Consider the following 18,361-nt stretch of genomic DNA (forward strand, 5'->3'; position numbering starts at 1 on the left):
GTTGAATTGACCCCAGCCGCCCGCCTCGCCGCCGCCGCCTCCGTCCTGGACAGCATCGCCCAGGGCCGCGCTCCGGCCGAAGTCGTTCTCAAGGCCTGGGGACAGACCAATCGCTACGCCGGATCCAAGGATCGTCGCGCCGTCGCCGACCGCGTCTACCGCGTGCTGCGCGCCCGCGGTCGTTTGGTCTGGGCCATGGGCGGCCGCGAGGACGGCCGGGCCCTGGTCATCGGCTCGCTGAGCCTGATCGACGGCCTGTCGCTGGAAGAGATCGAGGCCCTGCACTCGGGCGAAGGCTACGGCCCGCGCCCGCTGTCCAAGCAGGAGCGCGCCCGCATTACGGCCGGCGAGGGCGACTTGCCCGGCTGGGCAGCCGCCGGCCTGCCCGAGTTTGTGGTCGAGGACTTCAAGGCGACCTACGGCGAGCGCTGGACCGAAGAGGCCCGCGAGCTGATGGCCCCGCGCGCCCCGATCGACCTGCGCGTCAACAGCGCCCGGGCATCGGTGGACGCCGTCCGCACCGAATTGACCGCCGCCGGCCTGGCGCCGGAGCCGACACCCTTCTCGACCTGGGGCCTGCGCCTGCCGTCCGAGCCGCCGCCGAACGTCCAGGCCCAGGACGCCTTCAAGGCGGGCTGGATCGAAATCCAGGACGAGGGCAGCCAGATCGTCACCTGGCTGGCCGGGGCTGGTCTCGACTTCAGGCCGGACAGCATCGTCGTCGATTATTGCGCCGGCGGCGGGGGCAAGACCCTGGCCCTGGCCGCCCAGGCCCTGCCGGTCGCCAAGGCCGGCGCGAAGCCGGCTGCGAAGCCGGCCGGCTGGTCGCCCACAGGCGGCGACGAGGGCGCAGGCGGCGCCCCGAAGGCCGAACTGACCTCGGGCATGACGCTGATCGCCTGCGACGTAGTCCAGAAGCGGCTCGACAACATCCGTCCGCGCCTCGCCCGCGCCGGCGTCGCGGCCGACCTGCGCCTGCTCGGCCAGAATGGCGGCGGGGTCGAGGACGTCAACGGCAAGGCCGACCTGGTCTTCGTCGACGCGCCCTGCAGCGGCTCCGGCACCTGGCGCCGCCGTCCCGAGGACGCCTGGCGGCTCAAGGCCGACGAGGTCGAACGCCTGCACGCCCTGCAGTTGCGCATCCTCGAACAGGCCGTTCAGCTGGTGAAGCCGGGCGGACGCCTAGTCTATGTCACCTGCTCGATGCTGAGCCGCGAGAACGAGGCCACGACCGAGGCCTTCGAAGCGGCGCACCCGGGCTTCCGCCCGGTGGCGATCGCCGACCTGATGTCGTCCCCGACGCTCACGGACGCCGCCCGGGCCCGGCTGGCCGAGGTCGCTTCGGGTCATCGCCTGCGGCTGTCCCCGGCCTCCACCAACACCGACGGCTTCTTCGCCGCCGTCTACGAGAGGACGGCGTGAACGGGAGCTGGTCCCTCCAGACCTACGGCGACCTTTCCGTCCTCTGCGTGATGGCGGCGCCGGCCGAGTACGGCCCGGCGCTCCGCGCGCGCATCCAGCCCCTGATCACCGGCGTCGGCCCGGTCGAGGCGGCCGTCGCCCTGTCGGCGACCCTGGCCCGGCTGGAGGCGGCCGGCCATCCGCCGGACCTGATCGTCTCGCTCGGCTCCTGCGGCTCGCGCGATCTCGAGCACGCGGCCGTCTACCAGGTCGCCTCGGTCGCCTATCGCGACATGGACGCCAGCGTCCTCGGCTTTGAGAAGGGCGTCACGCCGCTGCTCGACCTGCCGCCGGTCATGAGCCTGCCTTGCCCCGTGCCTGGCCTGCCCACGGCCCGCTTGTCGACCGGCGCGAACGTGGTCTCCGGAGCCGCCTATGACGCCATCGACGCCGACATGGTCGACATGGAGACCTTCGCCCTGCTGCGCGCCGCCCAGACCTTCGGCACGCCCCTTGTGGCCCTGCGTGGCGTCAGCGACGGCCGCTCCGAACTGACGAAGCTGGAGGACTGGACCTCCACCCTGCATCACGTGGACGTCAATCTGGCCGAGGCCATGGATCGCCTCGCCGAGGTCCTGACGACCCAAGGCCTCGCCGCCCTTGATCCGGGCGGCCCGAAGCTTCAAGACCCCGCCCATTCCCCGATTGCCCCGAATCTGGAACGCCCATGACCGCCGCCAACCACCAGTCCGTGCTGATCGTAGACTTCGGCAGCCAGGTGACCCAGCTGATCGCCCGGCGTCTGCGCGAGGCGAGCGTCTATTGCGAGATCCACCCGTTCGATAAGGCCGAGGCGGCGCTGGCGGCGATGCGTCCGGCGGCGATCATTCTGTCGGGCGGCCCTGAGAGCGTGCACGAGGAGGGCAGTCCCCGGGCGCCGCAGGGCGTGTTCGAGGCGGGCGTGCCGGTGCTCGGCATTTGCTATGGCGAGATGACCCTGTGCGAACAGCTCGGCGGCAAGGTCGAGGGCGGCCACTCCCGCGAGTTCGGCCGCGCCGAGATCACCATCGAAAAGGACTCACCCCTGCTGGCCGACCTGGCCCCTATCGGCGAGGAAGAGACGGTCTGGATGAGCCATGGCGACAAGATCGTCGCCATTCCCGAGGGCTTCGACGTCGTCGCCTCCTCGCCCGGCTCGCCCTATGCGGTGATCGCCGACGAGACCCGTCGGTTCTATGGCGTTCAGTTCCACCCGGAGGTGATGCACACCCCGCGCGGCGCGACCATGCTGAAGAACTTCACCCACCGGATCGCCGGCCTGTCGGGTGACTGGACCATGGCCGCCTATCGCGATGAAAAGATCGCCCAGATCCGCGCCCAGGTCGGTTCGGCCAAGGTCATCTGCGGCCTGTCGGGCGGCGTCGACTCCTCCGTCGCCGCGGTGCTGATCCACGAGGCCATCGGCGACCAGCTGACCTGCGTCTTCGTCGACACCGGCCTGCTGCGCAAGGACGAGGCCAAGCAGGTCACCACGCTCTTCCGGGAGCACTACAACATCCCGCTGATCCACGTTGATGCGTCTAAGGAATTCCTTGGCGAGCTGGCGGGCCAGTCGGACCCCGAAACCAAGCGCAAAACCATCGGCCGGGTCTTCATCGAGGTCTTCGACCGCGAAGCCGCCAAGATCGAGGGCGCCGAGTTCCTCGCTCAGGGCACCCTTTATCCCGACGTGATCGAGAGCGTGTCGTCGTCGAGCGGCAAGGCCCACGTGATCAAGAGTCACCACAACGTCGGCGGCCTGCCGGACTATATGAAGCTGAAGCTGGTCGAGCCGCTGCGCGAACTGTTCAAGGACGAGGTCCGCGCCCTGGGCCGCGAGCTGGGTCTGACCGACGCCTTCGTGGGCCGCCACCCGTTTCCAGGGCCCGGCCTGGCCATCCGCATCCCCGGCGAGATCACTCCGGAGGCCGTCGCCACCCTGCAGGACGCCGACGCCATCTACTTGGAAGAGATCCGCAACGCCGGCCTCTACGACCAGATCTGGCAGGCCTTCGCCGTGCTGCTGCCGGTCAAGACGGTCGGCGTCATGGGCGACGCGCGCACCTATGAGAAGGTGCTGGCCCTGCGCGCCGTCACCTCGACCGACGGCATGACCGCCGACTTCTTCCAGTTCCCCTGGGATGTCCTGGCCAAGACCGCCACCCGGATCATCAACGAGGTCCGCGGCGTCAACCGCGTGGTCTATGACGTGACCTCGAAGCCCCCTGGCACGATCGAGTGGGAATAAGCGCGGCCAGCTGCTGATCGTCTTGCGGATCGAGCGTCCCATTCCCTTCTAGCGGTTACGCCTGCGCGTCGCGGGCTCTGGCCGCAGGAGCACGCCATGCAAGCCGTCCGCATATCCGAGACCGGCGGGCCGGAGGTGTTGCGCCTCGTCGAGGTCGAGACGCCCGAGCCCGGCCCAGGCGAAATCCGGGTCCGGCACCACGCGATCGGGCTCAACTTCATCGAGATCTACCAGCGCAGCGGCCTCTATTCGATCCCGCTTCCGGGCGGACTCGGGCAGGAGGCGGCGGGCGTCGTCGAGGCCGTGGGGCCCGGGGTGACGCGGTTCGCGACGGGCGACCGCGTCGCCTACGCCAGCGGCCCGCCCGGCGCCTATGCCGAGGCGCATGTGGTGCGGGCGGATCGCACTGTCAGGGTCCCTGAGCGCGTGTCCTTCGAGGTCGCGGCCGCGTCCATGCTGAAGGGCATGACGGCCGAATACCTGGTGCGGCGGACGTTTCGCGTTGAAGCGGGGATGACCATCCTGGTGCATGCGGCGGCCGGCGGCGTCGGCACCCTGCTGTCCCAGTGGGCGGTCTCGCTCGGCGCGCGGGTGATCGGCACGGCCGGATCGCCGGAGAAGGCGGCTTTCGCCCGCTCCGTCGGCTGCGCGGAGGTCATTCAGTATCGTGAGGAGGACGTCGCCGCCCGGGTCCGCGAACTGACCGCAGGCGAAGGCGTGCCCGTCGTCTACGATTCCGTCGGGGCGGCCACGTTCGAGGCCTCGCTGGCATCCCTGAGCCGGCGCGGCTGCCTCGTCAGCTTCGGTAATGCGTCCGGCCCTGTTCCACCTGTTTCGCCCCTTCGATTGAGCCAGGCGGGGTCGCTCTACCTGACCCGGCCGACGCTCGGGGACTACGTCGCCACCGAGGTGGAGTTGGACGCGAGCGCCGCCGCCCTGTTCGACGTCATCGAGCGCGGGGTTGTGACGGTCGAGATCGGCGCGCGCTTTCCCCTGGCGGAGGTGCGCAAGGCCCACGAGACCCTGGAAAGTCGCCGCGCCCGGGGGTCTTCGATCCTTCTGCCCTAGGACCGAAGGACGCACGCACGATCGACCGCGGGTCGCGGCGGAACCCGGGCGGGCCGTCGCCGTTCTCGCCGCTCAGTTTCGGAGCGGGCGCGTGACTTCCTACTTCTGCATCGTGAATCTGCCGGGCGCACCGTACCGGGAGATCGCCGCGCTTTCGGCTGAGTCAGACGCCGATGCGAAGCGCGAACTCGAGGCCCTGGCCGCCAACTGGCCCGGGTTCGAGACCATCGCCCTGTATGAGGGCGAGCGGCCGGTCTCCGTCCTGTCCAATCCCGCCCTGGGCTTCGCCGCAGAACCGCTGGCGCTCTGGGACGAAGCCGCTTGATCAGATCCCCAGCAGCCGGATCAGGCCGAGGCTGAGCAGGGCCAGCGCCGCAAGCGACAGGAGAACTGCGCCGACCGTGCGGCCGCCGGCGCGGGCGACGGCGCGAATATCGGTCTGAAGACCGAGGGCGGCCATCGAAATGACGGTCAGCAGGCCGGAGGCGGCGGCGAGCGTGGGCAGGATGGCCGGCGGAATCAGGTCCAGCGAGCGCAGCGCGACCATCACGAGAAAGCCGACGATGAACCAGGGCAACAGACGCGACAGGCCCGGCTTAGCAGCGCCGGGCGCGCGGTCCCGGAAGACCAGCGACAGGCCCAGGATCACCGGTCCCAGCATCAGCACCCGCACCAGCTTGACTACGGTCCCGGTCTGGGTGGCCAAGGCGCCGAACGGGGCGGCGGCCGCCAGGACCTGGGGCACCGCATAGACGGTCAGGCCGGCCAGGACGCCGTATTGGGTCTCGGTCATCGACAGCAGGGCGCCGAGCAGCGGCAGGGTCAGGACGACGACAACGCCCAACACCGCCGTGAAGGCGATCGAGGCGGCGATGTCCTCGCCGTCGGCGTCGATTACGGGCGCGATGGCGGCGATGGCGGAGTTGCCGCAGATGGCGTTGCCGCAGGCGACCAGCAGAGCCATGCGCGGGTTAAGCCCCAGCATCCGCCCGACGCCGAAGCCGATGACGATGACCAGGGCGACGAGGGCGAAGATGCCGCCGATCATTCCCAGCCCCAGAGAGGCCAGCACCTCGGCGCTGACCGAGGCGCCGAGAAGGACGACGGCGATCTCCAGCAGCGTCCGGGCGCTGAAGCCGACGCCGGCCTTGAACCGGGCGCCCGGCGTCCAGACCGTGCGGATCGCAGCGCCGAGCAGGATGGCGACCACCAGGGGCTCCAACCAGACCTCGCCGATCAGGCTGCGCTCCAGACTGGTCAGGCAGAGGGCCGCGACCGTCACCGCCGCGCACAGCAGCAGCCCCGGCAGCAGCGAGCGGCCGATCGCCGTGAGGGACGCAACGGGGGGCGACGGGACAGAGGAGGGAGCGGCGCTCATCCGTGGACTGATGAGCCCGTCCGAGGATGTGGGTCCAACGGATAATTGTGCTAGGATTGATCCGATTTGGAGATCGTTCATGACTCTTGAGCGCCTACGCATCTTCGTCGCCGTGGCCGAGCGGGAGCATGTGACCTCGGCGGCGCGGGCGCTGAACTTGACTCAGTCGGCCGTCTCTAACGCCATCGCCGCCCTGGAGGCCGAGCACGGGGTGCGCCTGTTCGACCGGGTCGGACGCGGCGTGGCGCTGAACGAGATGGGCCGCGCCTTCGTGCCCGAGGCGCGCGCCGTCCTTGCCCGGGCTGCCGCCGCCGACGCCGTCCTGGCCGACATGAGCGCCCTGCGCCGTGGACGGGTGACCATCTTCGCCAGCCAGACCATCGCCAGCTACTGGCTGCCGCGCCGCCTGGTGGCCTTCCACGCCGCTCATCCGGGCGTGGAGCTGCAGGTCGAGATCGGCAACACGCGCGAAGCGGCGGATGCTGTGTTGAACGGCGTGGCCGAGATCGGTCTGGTCGAAGGGGACGTCGACGCCCCCGCCCTGGTCCAGACCCGCATCGGCTCGGACCGGCTGGCGGTGATCGTCGCCCCCGATCACCCGTGGGCGGATCGGCGGGCCCTGGCCGCCAAAGACCTGCCGTCGTCACCCTGGGTCATGCGCGAGGTCGGCTCCGGCACCCGCTCGACGTTGGAGGAGGCCGTTCGCGAGGCGGGCGTCGATCCCGCCGAGCTGCCCGTCGCCATGACCCTGCCGTCGAACGAGTCGGTCCTGGCCGCCGCCGAAGCCGGGGCGGGCGCAACGGCCCTGTCGGAGAGCGTCGCCCGCGCCGCCATCGACGCCGGCCGCGTCGTCGTCGCGCCCTTCGGTCTGGCCGAACGCCCCTACCGCCTGCTGCGCCACGCCGAGCGATACCGCAGTCGGGCTGGAGAGATCTTCGCCCAGCTGATCACGGCCCCGGACGGACTCGACCAGGCTTGAACTCGCGTCGGCGGCGCCGTTGTCGCTCGCTGCCTAGCGATCCCCGGGGGTCTGTTCCGGCCCCGCGCGCCAGATCCGGTAGCGCACTTCCAGCTCGTTCGGCGCATAGACCACCAGCGGCAGGCGGCTGTTGTAACGGAGCATCGGCTCGTCCGCGCTGCGCACGAACTGCTGGGTCTTCTGGGTGTCAGGACAGGCCATCATGGTCGAGGCGGCCGGACCACCGCCAGTCACGACGTAGTAGTTGAAGCCCCAGCCCTCGGCCGTGCGCTCCTCAAGGTGTGTCGAGAAGATCACCCGGTTACAGTCGACCCATTGGGTCCGGCCGACGATGACGCTGACACGCATGGCGTCCTCGTCTCGGCCCGGCTCAAGACGGATCACGTGCCGCGTCTCGCCCTCGCGGGCGGCGGGGAAGGCGGCCATGTCGTCCTGACCGGACTGGGCGTCGGCGCACGATCCGGAAAGGGCGACGATGGCGGCCCCAAAGGCGAGGCTTGCGGCGAGGTGGGAGGCGAGGAGTCGGGTCATGGACCGGGCCTTTCGCGTCTGTCCCCCGCCGTCAGACCCTAGAACGGTTGGCGCGGCCGTATGATCGGGCGTATCCCGCAGAGCGAGGCCCGGTCGAACCCTCAGCCCTCGCCGCGCGCAGCCGCCTCCAGGGCGGCGATGTCGAGCCGCTTCATGTCCATCATGGCGTCGAACACCCGCTTGGCCTTGGCCCGGTCGGGATCGGACAGGATCTCGGTCATCATCGTCGGCACGATCTGCCACGACAGGCCGTAGCGGTCCTTGACCCAGCCGCACTGCTCCGCCTCGGGCACGGCCGACAGGGCGTTGGTGTAGCGGTCGCATTCGGCCTGGTCGGCGCAGTCGATCTGGAAGGAGACCGCCTCGGTGAACTTGAAATAGTCGCCGCCGTTCAGGGCGGTGAAGGGGCTGCCGGCCAGGGTGAACTGGACCAGCAGGACGTCGCCCTCCTTGCCGGCGGGATAGTCGGATGGCGCGCGGTCGACCCCGTCGATGCGCGAGTCCGGGAACAGCGAGACATAGAACTCAGCGGCCTCCTCGGCCTGTTTGTCGAACCACAGGCAGGGGACGATCTTGGCGGCGACGGGCATAGGTGGGCTCCTTCTCGTGGTCTCTTGAGACCATTAAACCGAAAGGTTAAATGCAAACGCCGCCTCCGGCTTGCGGTTCCCGGGCGCGATGGGCAGACAGGCCCCATGACCCACACCCTCTACGGCATCCCCAACTGCGACACCGTCAAGAAGGCCCGCGTCTGGCTGGACCAGCACGGCGTCGCCTTCGACTTCCATGACTACAAGAAGGCCGGCATCGGCCGCGCCAGTCTTGAGAAGTGGGTCGCGGCGCACGGCTGGGAGACGGTGCTGAACCGCGCCGGCACGACCTTCCGCGCCCTGCCGGACGCCGAGAAGCAGGGGCTCGACGCCGACAAGGCGATCGGCCTGATGCTGGCCCAGCCGTCGATGATCAAGCGTCCGGTGCTCGATCTCGGCGACCGGACGCTCGTCGGCTTCAAACCTGATCTGTACGAAGCGGCCTTCGCCTAGCGGTTCAGCGTAAACTGGACCGGTTCGCCGGCCTGGGCGTCGGGCGACAGCCAGACGTCGAACAGGCCCGGCTCCACGGTCGGCTTCAGGTCCTGGCCGAGGAACAGCAGGTCCTCGAACTTCAGCGGCAGCGCTACCTCGACCGAGCCGCCGGCCGGGACCGTCACGCGCTTGAAGTGGCGCAGCAGGCGGACGGGCTGGGTGATCGAGGCGGTGCGGTCGCGGATGTAGAGCTGCACCACCTCCGACGCCTCGCGCGTCCCGCCGTTGGTCAGGGTGACGCTTGCGGTCAGTTCGCCGTTCCAGGCCATGGCGTCCGCCGACAGCCGCACCGGCGAATAGCTGACCGGCGCATAGGTCAGGCCGTGGCCGAACGGGTAGAGGGCCGTGTGCGGGACCTCGCGGAATTTCGAGGTGAACTCGCGATCGGTCGGCTTCGACGGCCGGCCGGTGGCCTTGTGCGCGTAGTAGAACGGCGACTGGCCCGAGCGGTGCGGGAAGCTGACCGGCAGGCGGCCGGTCGGGGCGTGGTCGCCGAACAGCACGTCAGCGACGGCGTTGCCGGTCTCCGAGCCGAGGAACCAGGTGACCAGCAAGGCAGGGGCGTCCTTGACCGCGCCCGCCAGCTCCATGCCGCGGCCGTTACGCAGGATCACGACGACCGGCTTGCCGGTGGCCGCCACGGCCTCGGCCAGGGCCAACTGGGCGGCCGGGATGCCGATGTCGACACGGGATTTGGATTCTGCCGACATCTCGGTCGACTCGCCCACGGCCAGCAGCACCACGTCGGCCGCCTGGGCGGCAGCCACGGCCGCCTCGATGCCGCCGGCGATCGGGGCTTCCACGTCCGAACCCTTGGTCACCGTCAGGCTGGCGCCGGCGCCCAGCGCCGAGCGCAGGCCTTGCTCCAGCGAGACGGCCAGCTTGGTGTCCTTGAAGATCGACCAAGGACCGAACAGGTCGGCCGAATCCGCGCCGAACGGCCCGATCAGGGCGTATGTCTTGCCGGTCTTGGGCAGAGGCAGCAGATCGCCGTCGTTCTTGAGCATGACGATCGACTTGCGCCCGGCCTCGCGGGCCAAAGCGAGGTGCTCGCGGCTGCCATGGACGCGACGCTCGGTGCGCACGTCCGCGCCGCGGTAGGGGTTCTCGAACAGGCCCAGAGCGGCCTTGGTCATCAGCACGCGGCGCACCGCCTCGTCGACGCGCTCGATCGGCACGTCACCCGAGGCCACGAGGTCGGGGATGTGCTCCATGTACAGGCCACTCTTCATCGACATGTCGACGCCGGCCATCAGGGCGATGCGGGCCGCGTCGCGGCCGTCGGCGGCGAAGCCGTGGGCGATCAGCTCCTGCTCGGAGGTGTAGTCGGAGACGACGAAGCCCGCGAAGCCCCACTCGCCGCGCAGGATGTCGGTCAGCAGCCACTTGTTGCCGCTGGCGGGCACGCCGTTCAGGTCGTTGAAGGCGCTCATCGTCGACAGCGCGCCGGCGTCGAAGGCGGCCTTGAACGGCGGCAGATAGACCGAGCGCAGCTCCAGCTCGCTCATGTCGGTCGAATTGTAGTCCATGCCTGCTTCGGCGGCGCCGTAGGCGGCGAAATGTTTCGGACAGGCCAGCAGGGACGACCAGTCCTTCAGGTCGTCGCCCTGGAAGCCCTTGGTCCGCGCGATGGCGAACAGGCGGTTGAGGAGCACGTCCTCGCCGGCGCCCTCGACCACGCGGCCCCAACGCTGGTCGCGAGCCACGTCGACCATCGGCGCATAGGTCTGGTGCACGCCCGCCGCGCCGCCCTCGACGGCTGCGGCGCGCGCCGTGCGTTCGGCCAGGTCGAGATCCCAACTGGCGGTTTCGCCCAGCGGCACGGGGAAGGTGGTCTTCAGGCCGTGGATGATGTCGGCGGCGAACAGCAGCGGAATGCCCAGGCGGCTTTCCTTGACCGCCATGTCCTGCACCAGCCGGGTGGTGGCGGCGCCGACGCCGTTGAACAGGGCCCCGATCCGGCCGGCCTTGATGTCGGCGGCGGTCTGGGCCTGGTCCGTGTTCAGAGCGTCGCCGGGGTTCACGCCTTCTGGGCGCCACCGGAACGGATCGTTCTGCAGGTTCAGCTGTCCAGCCTTTTCCTCAATGGTCATGCGCGCGATCAGCGCGTTGACGCGTTCGAGGTTGGCTTCGGCCTTGGCGGCCGCGATTCGCGGTGCGGTCATCATTCCGGCGATCATGACGCCACCGAGCAGAAGCATGCGACGGGAGGGTGCAGAGAATGAGGCATGCTGCATTGTAACCGGTTCCAACGAGAGTCGGGCAGGACTAAACCGTCAAGGCGGGCCCCGCCTACCCCGAAAAAATCACAACCCGTTGCGAGCCTAGCCTTCGACCTCGACTTCGGGCCGATCATGCCCGTCCGCGCGCTCGGTGACCCAACGTCCGGTGGTGTCCGCATACTCGATCAGGGCGTCCTCGTCCGGGACCTTCTGTTCCCGCGCGGCGGCCGCTGCGGCGGCGCGCGCCGAGTCGTGGTTCGGATAGGTCTCCGAATAGGTATCGCCAAGCCTGTAGGCCCATCCGCCGTCGTGCTCGACGATGCGATAGGTGATCTGGACCATGAGCCGTCTCCGGGAGAAGGGCAGGGAAGGGTCCCGCCAACCGCTGCGGTACGAACGCGGCGACGGCCAGCCAGTTGCAGTTTGCGGCGTACGCTCGCGGACTCGCGGTCTCGCCGAAAAATCTCTTCGCCCTGCATCCGCTGGCCCGGGGGGCGACGACTACCCTATGAAAGCGCAGGGCGACGGGCTCGGCGCGCAAGGGGTGAACGACGATGGAAGAACTGTTTCGCGACTTCTGGTGGCTGATTTTCCCGGTCGGCTTCCTGATCGCCGGCGCCTTCAACAGCCTGCTGAACTACAAGCGCCAGCAGGACACGCTGAAGCTGATCCGCACCTATGCGGAAAAGGGGCAGGAGCCGCCTGCGGCCCTGCTGAAGTTGCTTGAGCCGGAGAACGAAGTCTCGGTGACGATAGACGCCAGGAAGGACAACAACGACGGCCTGTGGTTCAGCGTCGTTCTGTTCGCGGTCATGGCGGTCGGGTTCGGCTACGGCGCCTACACGGACATGTACGGCTCGGGCCCGGGGCTGGTGATCGTCACCTTCGTCCTCGCCGGCTTGTGCCTGGCCTGCCTGGTCACTGCTTTGCTGTCCGGCCGCCGCTTGCGGAAGTGATGCGGGTCCGGGGCGCAGGGCATGGGGGGATTGCAGACCGACGCCGAACTGGTGGGCCGCGCGCTCGCCGGCTCGGACGCGGCCTTTTCGCGGCTGGTCGAACGACACCAGGCGCCGGTGCGGGCCTTCCTGCGCCGGACGCTGGGCGGGGGCTGGGCCGAGGCGGACGACGTGGCCCAGGACGCCTTCCTGGCCGCCTGGCGTTCGCTGCGGTCGCTCAAGGACCCGGCTGGGGTCCGACCGTGGCTGTGCGGCATCGCCTGGCGCAAGGCCCAGGACCGGATCCGCTCATCGCGCCGGGGCGCGGCGCGCGACTCGGTCTGGCTGGAAAGCATCCAACTGCCGGCCGGAGTGTCGCCGGAGGAGAAGCTGGCCCTTGTCGACGCCATGGCCGACTTGCCCGCCGACGTCCGGGCTTGCGTGGCCCTGTGCCTGGCCGACGGTTGGTCGCACGGCGAGGCCGCCCTGGCGCTGGACTTGCCGCTGGGCACCGTGAAGTCCCATGTTGCGCGTGGCCGGGCGCGGCTGCTCAAAGCGCTCGGAGGGCCTGACCATGACGCCTGAACAGAAACTCGCCGCCCTGTTCGCCGCCGACGCCCCGCCGGCGCGCGATTACGGCTTCCAGACGCTCGTTGCCGGACGCATCGCGGCGCGCCGGGCGTGGTTGACCGTCCTCGCCCTGACGCCCTGGGCGATCGCCTCCGCCGCCCTGCTGTGGGCTCTTCAGCCGATGATCCACCCGCTGTCGCAGGGCCTGGCCGCGGTCATCGGCCCGCTCGCCTCGATTCTGGCGATCGCCTCGGTCGCAGGTTTCAGCGCCCTGCAGCTGTCGCGCCGGGTCTCGCGCCGCTTCAGCGCAGGCTGACGGCCCCCGCCACGCCGAAGTGATCCGACGGGTGTTCGCCGCCCGTCATATCGGTGGCGAAGACGACGCCGCTCACCGGCGAGAAATAGGCCGCCTCGGCGAAGATGTGGTCGATCACGCGCGGCTGGTGGCCCTTGGCCGGATTCAGCGTGGTCGGCGCCGAGCCCCGTGGCAGAACGCTGAAGAAGCGGTCGCTGGTCAGCACGGCCAGTCCCGCATCTTCCTGCACAGCGTTGAAGTCGCCCATGATGATCAGTGGCGCGCCGTCCTGCGGCAGCCAGGCCAGCAGGTCGGCGATCTGTTGCGCCCGCGTCGGAGCCTGCTCGGGCTTCCAGGCCAGGTGGGTGCAGACCACGTCGATGGCCCGGCCGTGGAAATCGACCCGCGCCCGGATCGCGGTGCGGTAGTCGTCCAGCGGCGCCAGCTTGCGGGTGTCGTGGGCGAGAAGGGGCAGGCGGCTCAGGATGGCGTTGCCGTAGCGACGGCCGCTGTCCTCGGGATCGGTCGAGACGAAATGCACCTCATAGCCGCCCAGGGCCTCGGCGATGGTCACGGCCTGGTTCGGCAGGCCGACCGCTGCGTCCTCCAGCACCTCCTGCAGGGCGATGACGTCGGCGTCCTGGGCCTTCAGCTCGGCGACGATCAGCGGCAGGCGGGCGGCCCAGTTTCCCTGGTTGTGCCAGATGTTAAAGGTCGCCAGCCGCAGCGGGGCCTTCGCGCCCTGCTTCGCCGTAGTGGTGCAGCCCGCGAGCGGGGCGGCGAGGGGGGCGGCGGCGAGTCCGGCCAGCAGCAGGCGACGATCGATCATGGGCGAATCCTCTGTTCGGGGCGATGTAACCGGTTTCATCCGCCTTACGAAAGTTTCACCCGTCCGAACGCATCCGTACGGGCGCGCCGTCGCCTCTTGTCGTCAGAAGGTCGAAGCATCAGGCTCGGCTTCACAAGAGAGGGGATTTCCCAATGGAAGAATTCATTCCGGTCGTCGCAATCGTCGCCTTCTTCGGCACGATCGTCGCCATCTTCTTCGGTCCGACCTACCTGCGCTCGAGGGAGCGCCGCGAGGTCCAGGAGACCGTCCGCCGCGCCATCGACAAGGGCCAGGACATGCCGCCCGAGGTCATCGACGCCCTGACGAAGGACGTCCAGAAGAACCTGCCTTCGCGGACCCGCGACATTCGCCGCGGCATCATCTGGCTGGCGGTCGGCATCGGCATGGTGGCCTTCTCGCTGATCAGCACCTCCGGCTGGGGCCACCACGACGACTGGGGCGGCAATGTCGACAACGGCCTGATGGGCCTGGCGGCTATCCCGATCACCATCGGCCTCGCCTATCTGGTCCTGAGCTTCTTCAACAAGAACAAGGAGTAGGTCCGGGTCTGGCAGGAGCTGATCATGACCCAACCTCTGGTCGACCGGCACGATGTCGAGCTCGCCGCCCTTGCGGCGGCGGGCGGACGTCGGGAGTTCGGGGAGCTGGTCCGTCGCCACGGTTCGGCGGTCCGGGCCCTGCTCCGCCGTATGGGGGCCCAGCCCTCGCTCGCCGACGACATCGCTCAGGACGCCTTCATCCAGGCCTTCCAGCGCTGCGCGGAGTTCCGTGGCGAGGGGACCTTCGCCGCCTGGGTCAAGCGCATCGCCGCCCGGCTCTACATTAAGCGTGTCGCCAAGGAGGCCCGCTATGTCGCTGAAGTCGAAAGCGAAGATGTCGCTCCCCAGACCGACCAAGCGGGCCTGGTCGATCTCGACGAAGCGCTCAAGGCGCTCAGCGAGGTCGAACGGCTCTGCGTGTCTCTCTGTCACGGGGCGGGCATGGCGCATCCCGAGATCGCCACGGCCCTGAATTTGCCACTCGGCACGGTGAAATCTCATGTCAAACGTGGTTTGGATAAACTCCGCGCGCGGCTTCAACCGGAGCCCGCACAGCCCTTGGGGAGATCGCAGCATGTCGGCTGACGAATTCGATCCCTTCGTCGAGCGGCTGTTCTCGCGCACCCCCGCCATGCCCGACGCGCCGCTGTTCACCGCCCAGGTCGAGCAGCGCCTGCAGAAGGGTTCGCGGATCCGCTTCCTCGCCCTGTCGCTGGCGGGCGTCATCGGCGGCGCGGTGGCCATCCGCGAAACCATGACGGTCGACATCGACCTCGGCGCCCGCGAGGGCGTCGTGGCCAAGGACGCCCTCGGTCAGGGGCTCCAGTCGGCGTCGTTCAACCTCCAGAGCAGCGTCCAGTCGGGCCTTGAACAGGCCGGCCTGGCCCATGTCGAGTTCGGCTCCATGAGCAGCATGCAACTGTTCTGGATCGCCGCGGCCGCCCTGATCGCCATCGCCGCCGGCGGCGTGATGAAGCTGTCGCAGGACGCCTGAGTTCGCGGCCCGTCGTTCGAAAGGATGACGGGCCGGTCTCGCGCCCCTATCTAGGGCTCCGAACAGGAGAGCCGTCATGTCCAGCCAGAAGCAGGAAGTCGTCCGCCGAATCGCCGCCCCGGACATCCGGGCGCGCAAGGGTGGGGAGCCCATCGTCTGCCTGACCGCCTATGACGCCCCCACCGCCGCCATTCTGGACGATCACTGCGACCTGCTGCTGGTCGGCGACAGCGTCGGCATGGCTGTGCACGGCCTGCCCAACACGGTCGGCGTCACGCTCGAGATGATGATTCTGCACGGCCAGGCGGTCATGCGCGGCTCGAAGCGGGCCATGGTCGTCATCGACATGCCGTTCGGCTCGTACGAGGGCGGCAAGGAGCAGGCCTACGAGAATTGCGCTCGCGTCATGAAGGAGACCGGGGCCCAGGGCGTGAAGCTGGAAAGCGGCCCGACTGTCGCCGAAACCATCGCCTACCTGGTCCAGCGCGGCATTCCGGTGATGGGCCACGTCGGCCTGCGGCCCCAGGCGGTGCTGACCGAGGGCGGCTTCAAGGCCAAGGGGCGGACCGACGAGGAACGCCTGCGCGTCCTCGCCGAGGCTGAGGCCTCCGCTGACGCCGGGGCCTTTGCGGTGGTGGTGGAAGGCGTGGCGGAAGGTCTGGCCCGCGAGATCACCGACGCCATCGACAAGCCGACCATCGGCATCGGCGCCTCGTCCGGCTGCGACGGGCAGATCCTCGTCGTGTCCGACATGCTGGGCCTGTTCGAATGGACGCCCAAGTTCGTGCGCCGCTACGCCGACCTGCGCGGCGAGATCGGCCGCGCCGCTGCGACCTATGCCGCAGACGTGCGGGCCCGCCGTTTTCCTGCCGAAGTCGAGACCTACTTCTCGAAAAAGCCGGTTTCACCGTAACGGCCGCGTTGCGGCGGGGGAAACGAGCCTCTAGGGTCCGGCCGGTTGGATTTTCTGCGACTTCTGGGGCGATATTTCCGTGGTTGATGTCTTCGATCAGGTCGAGGAGGAGCTTCGCTCCGATCGATACAAGCGCCTGGCCCGCACCTGGCTGCCCGTCGTGGGCGGTGTTCTGCTGGTCGCGCTGATCGCCGCCCTGTCTTGGTGGGGCTGGCAGTCGTGGCAGACGGCGAAGGCCGACAAGGGCTCGATCGCTTACCAGCGCGGCCTCGAATCGCTCGAGGCCAGCAATGCGGTCGGCGCCGACGCCGCCTTCGTGCAAGCCGCCAAGGAAGGCAACGGCGCCTATAAGGCCCTGGCGCTGCAACAGCGCGCCGGCCTGAAGCTGCAGGCCAACGACATTCCCGGCGCCGTCGCGCTTCTTGACGAAGCCGCGCGCGCCACCCGCGATCCGATCATCGCCGACGCCGCCGCCCTGAAAGCCGCCTGGCTGGTGATGGACACCGCCAACCTTGAAGACATCACCAAGCGCCTCGAGCCGCTGACCGACGCGAAGCGCCCCTACAGCGCCTTCGCCCGCGAAGCCCTGGCCATGGCCCAGCTGCAGCACGGCAAGGCCGCCGAGGCCCGCGAGGCCCTGGTGGTGCTCAAGAACGCGCTCGATACGCCGCAGATCGTCAGCCAGCGCGCTGACCTCGCGATCGCTTCGATCGACTCCGGCACGGCCGGCAACCTCGCCGCCATCACCCGCGCCGCGGGCGAGGCTGAGGCCGCCGCCCGCGCCCAGGCCGCTCCGGCGGCTCCGACCGCCGCGCCCGCCGCGGCGGCCCGCCCGTGATCCACGCTTTCAGGACGTCCTCCATGAATCGCGCGTTCAAAGTCGCCCTGTTGTGCGGTGTCGCCGCCACCCTCGCGTCCTGCAGCAGCGTCCGTCAGGCGTTGCCGTTCGGCCTCGGGGGCGGGGACAAGCCCCAAGCCACCGCCAGCGCCGGCGAGCGCATCTCGGTGCTGGAGTTCGAGCAGCAGCTCGCGCCCGCCGCGGCGCTCAGCGGCCGTGACTTCTTCATCCCCGGCCCGCAGGCGGCCGTGTCCTGGACCCAGCCGGGCGGCACCGCCGAGAACTCGGTCGAGCACGTGATCGCGGCCCCGGAATTCGCCATCGCCTGGAAGCGCGATGTCGGCTCCGGCTCGTCGCGCACCCGCCAAATCATGGCGCCGGTGGTGGCCGACAACGGCCGTGTCTTCGTCATGGACGGCGAGGCCAACGTCACCGCGGTCGACTCCGGCACGGGCGCTGTCGCCTGGAAGGTTGATCTGAAGCGCGCCGAGAATGATCGCGGTCGTCGCGTGCTCGGCATTCCGATCACCGGCGGCGAGAGCGGCGGCGGCTTCGGCGGCGGCGTGGCTGTCGGCGGCGGCAAGGTCTTCGTCGCCTCCGGCTATCGCAGCGTGAGCGCTATCGATCAGGCTTCGGGCGCGGTCCTGTGGACCACCCCGGTCGACGTGCCGATCCACGGCGCTCCGACCGTCGCCGGTTCGCGCGTCTATGTCGTCGATGTCGAGAACCAGATTTTCGCCTTCGACGTGAATACGGGTCGCCAGGCCTGGGCTTACCGCGGCATCCCCGAGCCGGCGCGGATCATGCGCGCCTCCAGCCCGGCGGTGACGGGCGAGACGGTCGTCGTGCCGTTCTCGTCGGGTGAACTCGTCGCCCTGCGCGCCTCGACCGGCCAGCCGGTGTGGCAGCAGGTGCTGTCGCGCACCAGCCGCACCAGCGCCCTGTCCGAAATCCGCGACATCGCCGGCCGCCCGGTGGTCAGCCGCGGCGTCGTCTACGCCGTCGGCCACTCCGGGGTGATGTCGGCCATCGACGTCCGCACCGGTCAGCCGAAGTGGCAGCTGCCGGTCGCCGGCGTGAACGCTCCGCTGCCGGTCGGCGACGTCGTCTATGTCGTCTCCAAGAACGGCGAGCTGACCGTGGTCAACCGTGAAACCGGCCAAGTCTACTGGACCCACGACCTCAATGAGGGCCGTGAGCGCCAGGAAGGCGGCGTGTTCGGGCTTTGGGACCGCACCGTGCGCCCGGAATGGTCGGGCCCGATGATGGCCTCGGGCCGTCTGGTGCTGACCAATTCGGACGGCGAACTGGTCGCCTTCGACCCCAAGACCGGCCAGCAGACCGCCTCGCTCAAGCTCGGCGGCCCTGTCTATCTCGCCCCGGCCGCCTACAACGGCGCGCTTTATGTGCTCACCGATCAGGGCCAACTGATCAGCATTCGCTGACTTAGTCGCCCGAACTGCGTTAGAAGGCCGA

At 69.3% G+C, this 18,361-nt stretch carries 22 protein-coding genes; 16 read left to right on the top strand and 6 right to left on the bottom strand.

Annotated elements, in window-relative coordinates:
* The first annotated feature begins 6 nt into the window (after positions 1-6).
* The 5 genes from ASC65_RS15010 to ASC65_RS15030 all read left to right on the top strand — a co-directional run bounded on the left by ASC65_RS15010 (position 7) and on the right by ASC65_RS15030 (position 5,081).
* Positions 7-1,422: an RsmB/NOP family class I SAM-dependent RNA methyltransferase gene (locus ASC65_RS15010; RefSeq protein ID WP_056455088.1), complete on the top strand. Its 1,416-nt coding sequence runs from the start codon at positions 7-9 to the stop codon at positions 1,420-1,422.
* Positions 1,419-2,132: a 5'-methylthioadenosine/S-adenosylhomocysteine nucleosidase gene (locus tag ASC65_RS15015; RefSeq protein WP_235561512.1), complete on the top strand. Its 714-nt coding sequence runs from the start codon at positions 1,419-1,421 to the stop codon at positions 2,130-2,132. The genes ASC65_RS15010 and ASC65_RS15015 overlap by 4 nt, the downstream gene beginning before the upstream one ends.
* Positions 2,129-3,688: a glutamine-hydrolyzing GMP synthase gene (gene guaA, locus ASC65_RS15020; RefSeq protein WP_056455090.1), complete on the top strand. Its 1,560-nt coding sequence runs from the start codon at positions 2,129-2,131 to the stop codon at positions 3,686-3,688. Before ASC65_RS15015 ends, guaA begins: the two co-directional genes overlap by 4 nt.
* Positions 3,689-3,784: 96 nt before the next feature.
* Positions 3,785-4,756 (top strand): quinone oxidoreductase family protein, encoded by a 972-nt coding sequence (locus ASC65_RS15025; protein ID WP_056455093.1) that lies wholly within the window; start codon positions 3,785-3,787, stop codon positions 4,754-4,756.
* A 91-nt stretch (positions 4,757-4,847) separates the two neighbouring features.
* On the top strand, positions 4,848-5,081 hold the full coding sequence (locus tag ASC65_RS15030) for a hypothetical protein (RefSeq protein WP_056455097.1): 234 nt from the start codon (positions 4,848-4,850) through the stop codon (positions 5,079-5,081).
* Here the strand turns inward: ASC65_RS15030 and ASC65_RS15035 are convergent, their stop codons facing one another.
* Positions 5,082-6,134, bottom strand: coding sequence for a YeiH family protein (locus ASC65_RS15035; protein ID WP_056455100.1), 1,053 nt, complete (start codon positions 6,132-6,134; stop codon positions 5,082-5,084).
* Positions 6,135-6,213: 79 nt separating this feature from the next.
* Here ASC65_RS15035 and ASC65_RS15040 point away from each other — a divergent pair, with 79 nt between their 5' ends.
* Complete coding sequence (locus ASC65_RS15040) at positions 6,214-7,113, top strand: LysR family transcriptional regulator (RefSeq protein WP_056455101.1); 900 nt, start codon at positions 6,214-6,216, stop codon at positions 7,111-7,113.
* A gap of 33 nt (positions 7,114-7,146) precedes the next feature.
* On the opposite strand, the gene eco is transcribed toward ASC65_RS15040, so the two are convergent.
* Positions 7,147-7,644: a serine protease inhibitor ecotin gene (gene eco / locus ASC65_RS15045; RefSeq protein WP_056455103.1), complete on the bottom strand. Its 498-nt coding sequence runs from the start codon at positions 7,642-7,644 to the stop codon at positions 7,147-7,149.
* Between the two features lie 101 nt (positions 7,645-7,745).
* Complete coding sequence (locus tag ASC65_RS15050; RefSeq protein ID WP_056455106.1) at positions 7,746-8,234, bottom strand: VOC family protein; 489 nt, start codon at positions 8,232-8,234, stop codon at positions 7,746-7,748.
* A 105-nt stretch (positions 8,235-8,339) separates the two neighbouring features.
* On the opposite strand from ASC65_RS15050, the gene ASC65_RS15055 reads away from it, so the two are divergent.
* A complete protein-coding gene (locus tag ASC65_RS15055) occupies positions 8,340-8,687 on the top strand; it encodes an arsenate reductase (protein WP_056455109.1) in 348 nt (115 codons plus the stop codon).
* Here the strand turns inward: ASC65_RS15055 and ASC65_RS15060 are convergent.
* On the bottom strand, positions 8,684-10,930 hold the full coding sequence (locus ASC65_RS15060) for a glycoside hydrolase family 3 N-terminal domain-containing protein (RefSeq protein ID WP_056455112.1): 2,247 nt from the start codon (positions 10,928-10,930) through the stop codon (positions 8,684-8,686). The two genes, ASC65_RS15055 and ASC65_RS15060, sit on opposite strands and share 4 nt — an antisense overlap.
* 123 nt (positions 10,931-11,053) lie before the next feature.
* Positions 11,054-11,293, bottom strand: coding sequence for a DUF2188 domain-containing protein (locus ASC65_RS15065; RefSeq protein ID WP_056455118.1), 240 nt, complete (start codon positions 11,291-11,293; stop codon positions 11,054-11,056).
* 212 nt (positions 11,294-11,505) lie between these two features.
* On the opposite strand from ASC65_RS15065, the gene ASC65_RS15070 reads away from it, so the two are divergent.
* The 3 genes from ASC65_RS15070 to ASC65_RS15080 are packed head-to-tail and all read left to right on the top strand — an operon-like array spanning position 11,506 to position 12,772.
* Positions 11,506-11,907: a hypothetical protein gene (locus tag ASC65_RS15070; RefSeq protein ID WP_056455123.1), complete on the top strand. Its 402-nt coding sequence runs from the start codon at positions 11,506-11,508 to the stop codon at positions 11,905-11,907.
* Between the two features lie 21 nt (positions 11,908-11,928).
* Positions 11,929-12,471, top strand: coding sequence for an RNA polymerase sigma factor (locus ASC65_RS15075; RefSeq protein ID WP_056455126.1), 543 nt, complete (start codon positions 11,929-11,931; stop codon positions 12,469-12,471).
* Entirely contained in the window at positions 12,461-12,772 is a 312-nt protein-coding gene (locus tag ASC65_RS15080; protein ID WP_056455129.1) for a hypothetical protein, read from the top strand. Before ASC65_RS15075 ends, ASC65_RS15080 begins: the two co-directional genes overlap by 11 nt.
* Here ASC65_RS15080 and ASC65_RS15085 read toward each other — a convergent pair.
* Positions 12,759-13,580: an endonuclease/exonuclease/phosphatase family protein gene (locus ASC65_RS15085; protein ID WP_056455132.1), complete on the bottom strand. Its 822-nt coding sequence runs from the start codon at positions 13,578-13,580 to the stop codon at positions 12,759-12,761. The genes ASC65_RS15080 and ASC65_RS15085 overlap by 14 nt on opposite strands.
* A 152-nt stretch (positions 13,581-13,732) precedes the next feature.
* On the opposite strand from ASC65_RS15085, the gene ASC65_RS15090 reads away from it, so the two are divergent.
* The 6 genes from ASC65_RS15090 to ASC65_RS15115 all read left to right on the top strand — a co-directional run bounded on the left by ASC65_RS15090 (position 13,733) and on the right by ASC65_RS15115 (position 18,330).
* Entirely contained in the window at positions 13,733-14,140 is a 408-nt protein-coding gene (locus ASC65_RS15090; RefSeq protein ID WP_056455135.1) for a DUF6249 domain-containing protein, read from the top strand.
* A 24-nt stretch (positions 14,141-14,164) separates the two neighbouring features.
* The gene (locus ASC65_RS15095) at positions 14,165-14,725 is read left to right on the top strand and encodes an RNA polymerase sigma factor (protein ID WP_056455138.1); all 561 of its coding nucleotides are present in this window, start codon (positions 14,165-14,167) and stop codon (positions 14,723-14,725) included.
* A complete protein-coding gene (locus tag ASC65_RS15100) occupies positions 14,715-15,134 on the top strand; it encodes a hypothetical protein (RefSeq protein WP_056455140.1) in 420 nt (139 codons plus the stop codon). The genes ASC65_RS15095 and ASC65_RS15100 overlap by 11 nt, the downstream gene beginning before the upstream one ends.
* Positions 15,135-15,210: 76 nt before the next feature.
* A complete protein-coding gene (panB, locus tag ASC65_RS15105; RefSeq protein ID WP_056455142.1) occupies positions 15,211-16,047 on the top strand; it encodes a 3-methyl-2-oxobutanoate hydroxymethyltransferase in 837 nt (278 codons plus the stop codon).
* A gap of 79 nt (positions 16,048-16,126) precedes the next feature.
* The gene (locus tag ASC65_RS15110; RefSeq protein ID WP_056455144.1) at positions 16,127-16,885 is read left to right on the top strand and encodes a tetratricopeptide repeat protein; all 759 of its coding nucleotides are present in this window, start codon (positions 16,127-16,129) and stop codon (positions 16,883-16,885) included.
* Between the two features lie 23 nt (positions 16,886-16,908).
* Positions 16,909-18,330: a PQQ-like beta-propeller repeat protein gene (locus ASC65_RS15115; protein WP_056455146.1), complete on the top strand. Its 1,422-nt coding sequence runs from the start codon at positions 16,909-16,911 to the stop codon at positions 18,328-18,330.
* Positions 18,331-18,361 lie beyond the last annotated feature (31 nt).

It is taken from the genome of Brevundimonas sp. Root1279, assembly GCF_001425945.1.
Lineage (GTDB): Bacteria > Pseudomonadota > Alphaproteobacteria > Caulobacterales > Caulobacteraceae > Brevundimonas.

What these genes read in the sequence shown, in the direction of transcription:
- guaA (WP_056455090.1), top strand. Translation starts at nt 2,129, where the DNA reads ATGACCGCCGCCAACCACCAGTCCGTGCTGATCGTAGACTTCGGCAGC.
- ASC65_RS15025 (WP_056455093.1), top strand. Translation starts at nt 3,785, where the DNA reads ATGCAAGCCGTCCGCATATCCGAGACCGGCGGGCCGGAGGTGTTGCGC.
- ASC65_RS15035 (WP_056455100.1), bottom strand. Translation starts at nt 6,134, where the DNA reads ATGAGCGCCGCTCCCTCCTCTGTCCCGTCGCCCCCCGTTGCGTCCCTC.
- ASC65_RS15040 (WP_056455101.1), top strand. Translation starts at nt 6,214, where the DNA reads ATGACTCTTGAGCGCCTACGCATCTTCGTCGCCGTGGCCGAGCGGGAG.
- eco (WP_056455103.1), bottom strand. Translation starts at nt 7,644, where the DNA reads ATGACCCGACTCCTCGCCTCCCACCTCGCCGCAAGCCTCGCCTTTGGG.
- ASC65_RS15050 (WP_056455106.1), bottom strand. Translation starts at nt 8,234, where the DNA reads ATGCCCGTCGCCGCCAAGATCGTCCCCTGCCTGTGGTTCGACAAACAG.
- ASC65_RS15055 (WP_056455109.1), top strand. Translation starts at nt 8,340, where the DNA reads ATGACCCACACCCTCTACGGCATCCCCAACTGCGACACCGTCAAGAAG.
- ASC65_RS15060 (WP_056455112.1), bottom strand. Translation starts at nt 10,930, where the DNA reads ATGCTTCTGCTCGGTGGCGTCATGATCGCCGGAATGATGACCGCACCG.
- ASC65_RS15065 (WP_056455118.1), bottom strand. Translation starts at nt 11,293, where the DNA reads ATGGTCCAGATCACCTATCGCATCGTCGAGCACGACGGCGGATGGGCC.
- ASC65_RS15070 (WP_056455123.1), top strand. Translation starts at nt 11,506, where the DNA reads ATGGAAGAACTGTTTCGCGACTTCTGGTGGCTGATTTTCCCGGTCGGC.
- ASC65_RS15075 (WP_056455126.1), top strand. Translation starts at nt 11,929, where the DNA reads ATGGGGGGATTGCAGACCGACGCCGAACTGGTGGGCCGCGCGCTCGCC.
- ASC65_RS15080 (WP_056455129.1), top strand. Translation starts at nt 12,461, where the DNA reads ATGACGCCTGAACAGAAACTCGCCGCCCTGTTCGCCGCCGACGCCCCG.
- ASC65_RS15085 (WP_056455132.1), bottom strand. Translation starts at nt 13,580, where the DNA reads ATGATCGATCGTCGCCTGCTGCTGGCCGGACTCGCCGCCGCCCCCCTC.
- ASC65_RS15090 (WP_056455135.1), top strand. Translation starts at nt 13,733, where the DNA reads ATGGAAGAATTCATTCCGGTCGTCGCAATCGTCGCCTTCTTCGGCACG.
- ASC65_RS15095 (WP_056455138.1), top strand. Translation starts at nt 14,165, where the DNA reads ATGACCCAACCTCTGGTCGACCGGCACGATGTCGAGCTCGCCGCCCTT.
- ASC65_RS15100 (WP_056455140.1), top strand. Translation starts at nt 14,715, where the DNA reads ATGTCGGCTGACGAATTCGATCCCTTCGTCGAGCGGCTGTTCTCGCGC.
- panB (WP_056455142.1), top strand. Translation starts at nt 15,211, where the DNA reads ATGTCCAGCCAGAAGCAGGAAGTCGTCCGCCGAATCGCCGCCCCGGAC.
- ASC65_RS15115 (WP_056455146.1), top strand. Translation starts at nt 16,909, where the DNA reads ATGAATCGCGCGTTCAAAGTCGCCCTGTTGTGCGGTGTCGCCGCCACC.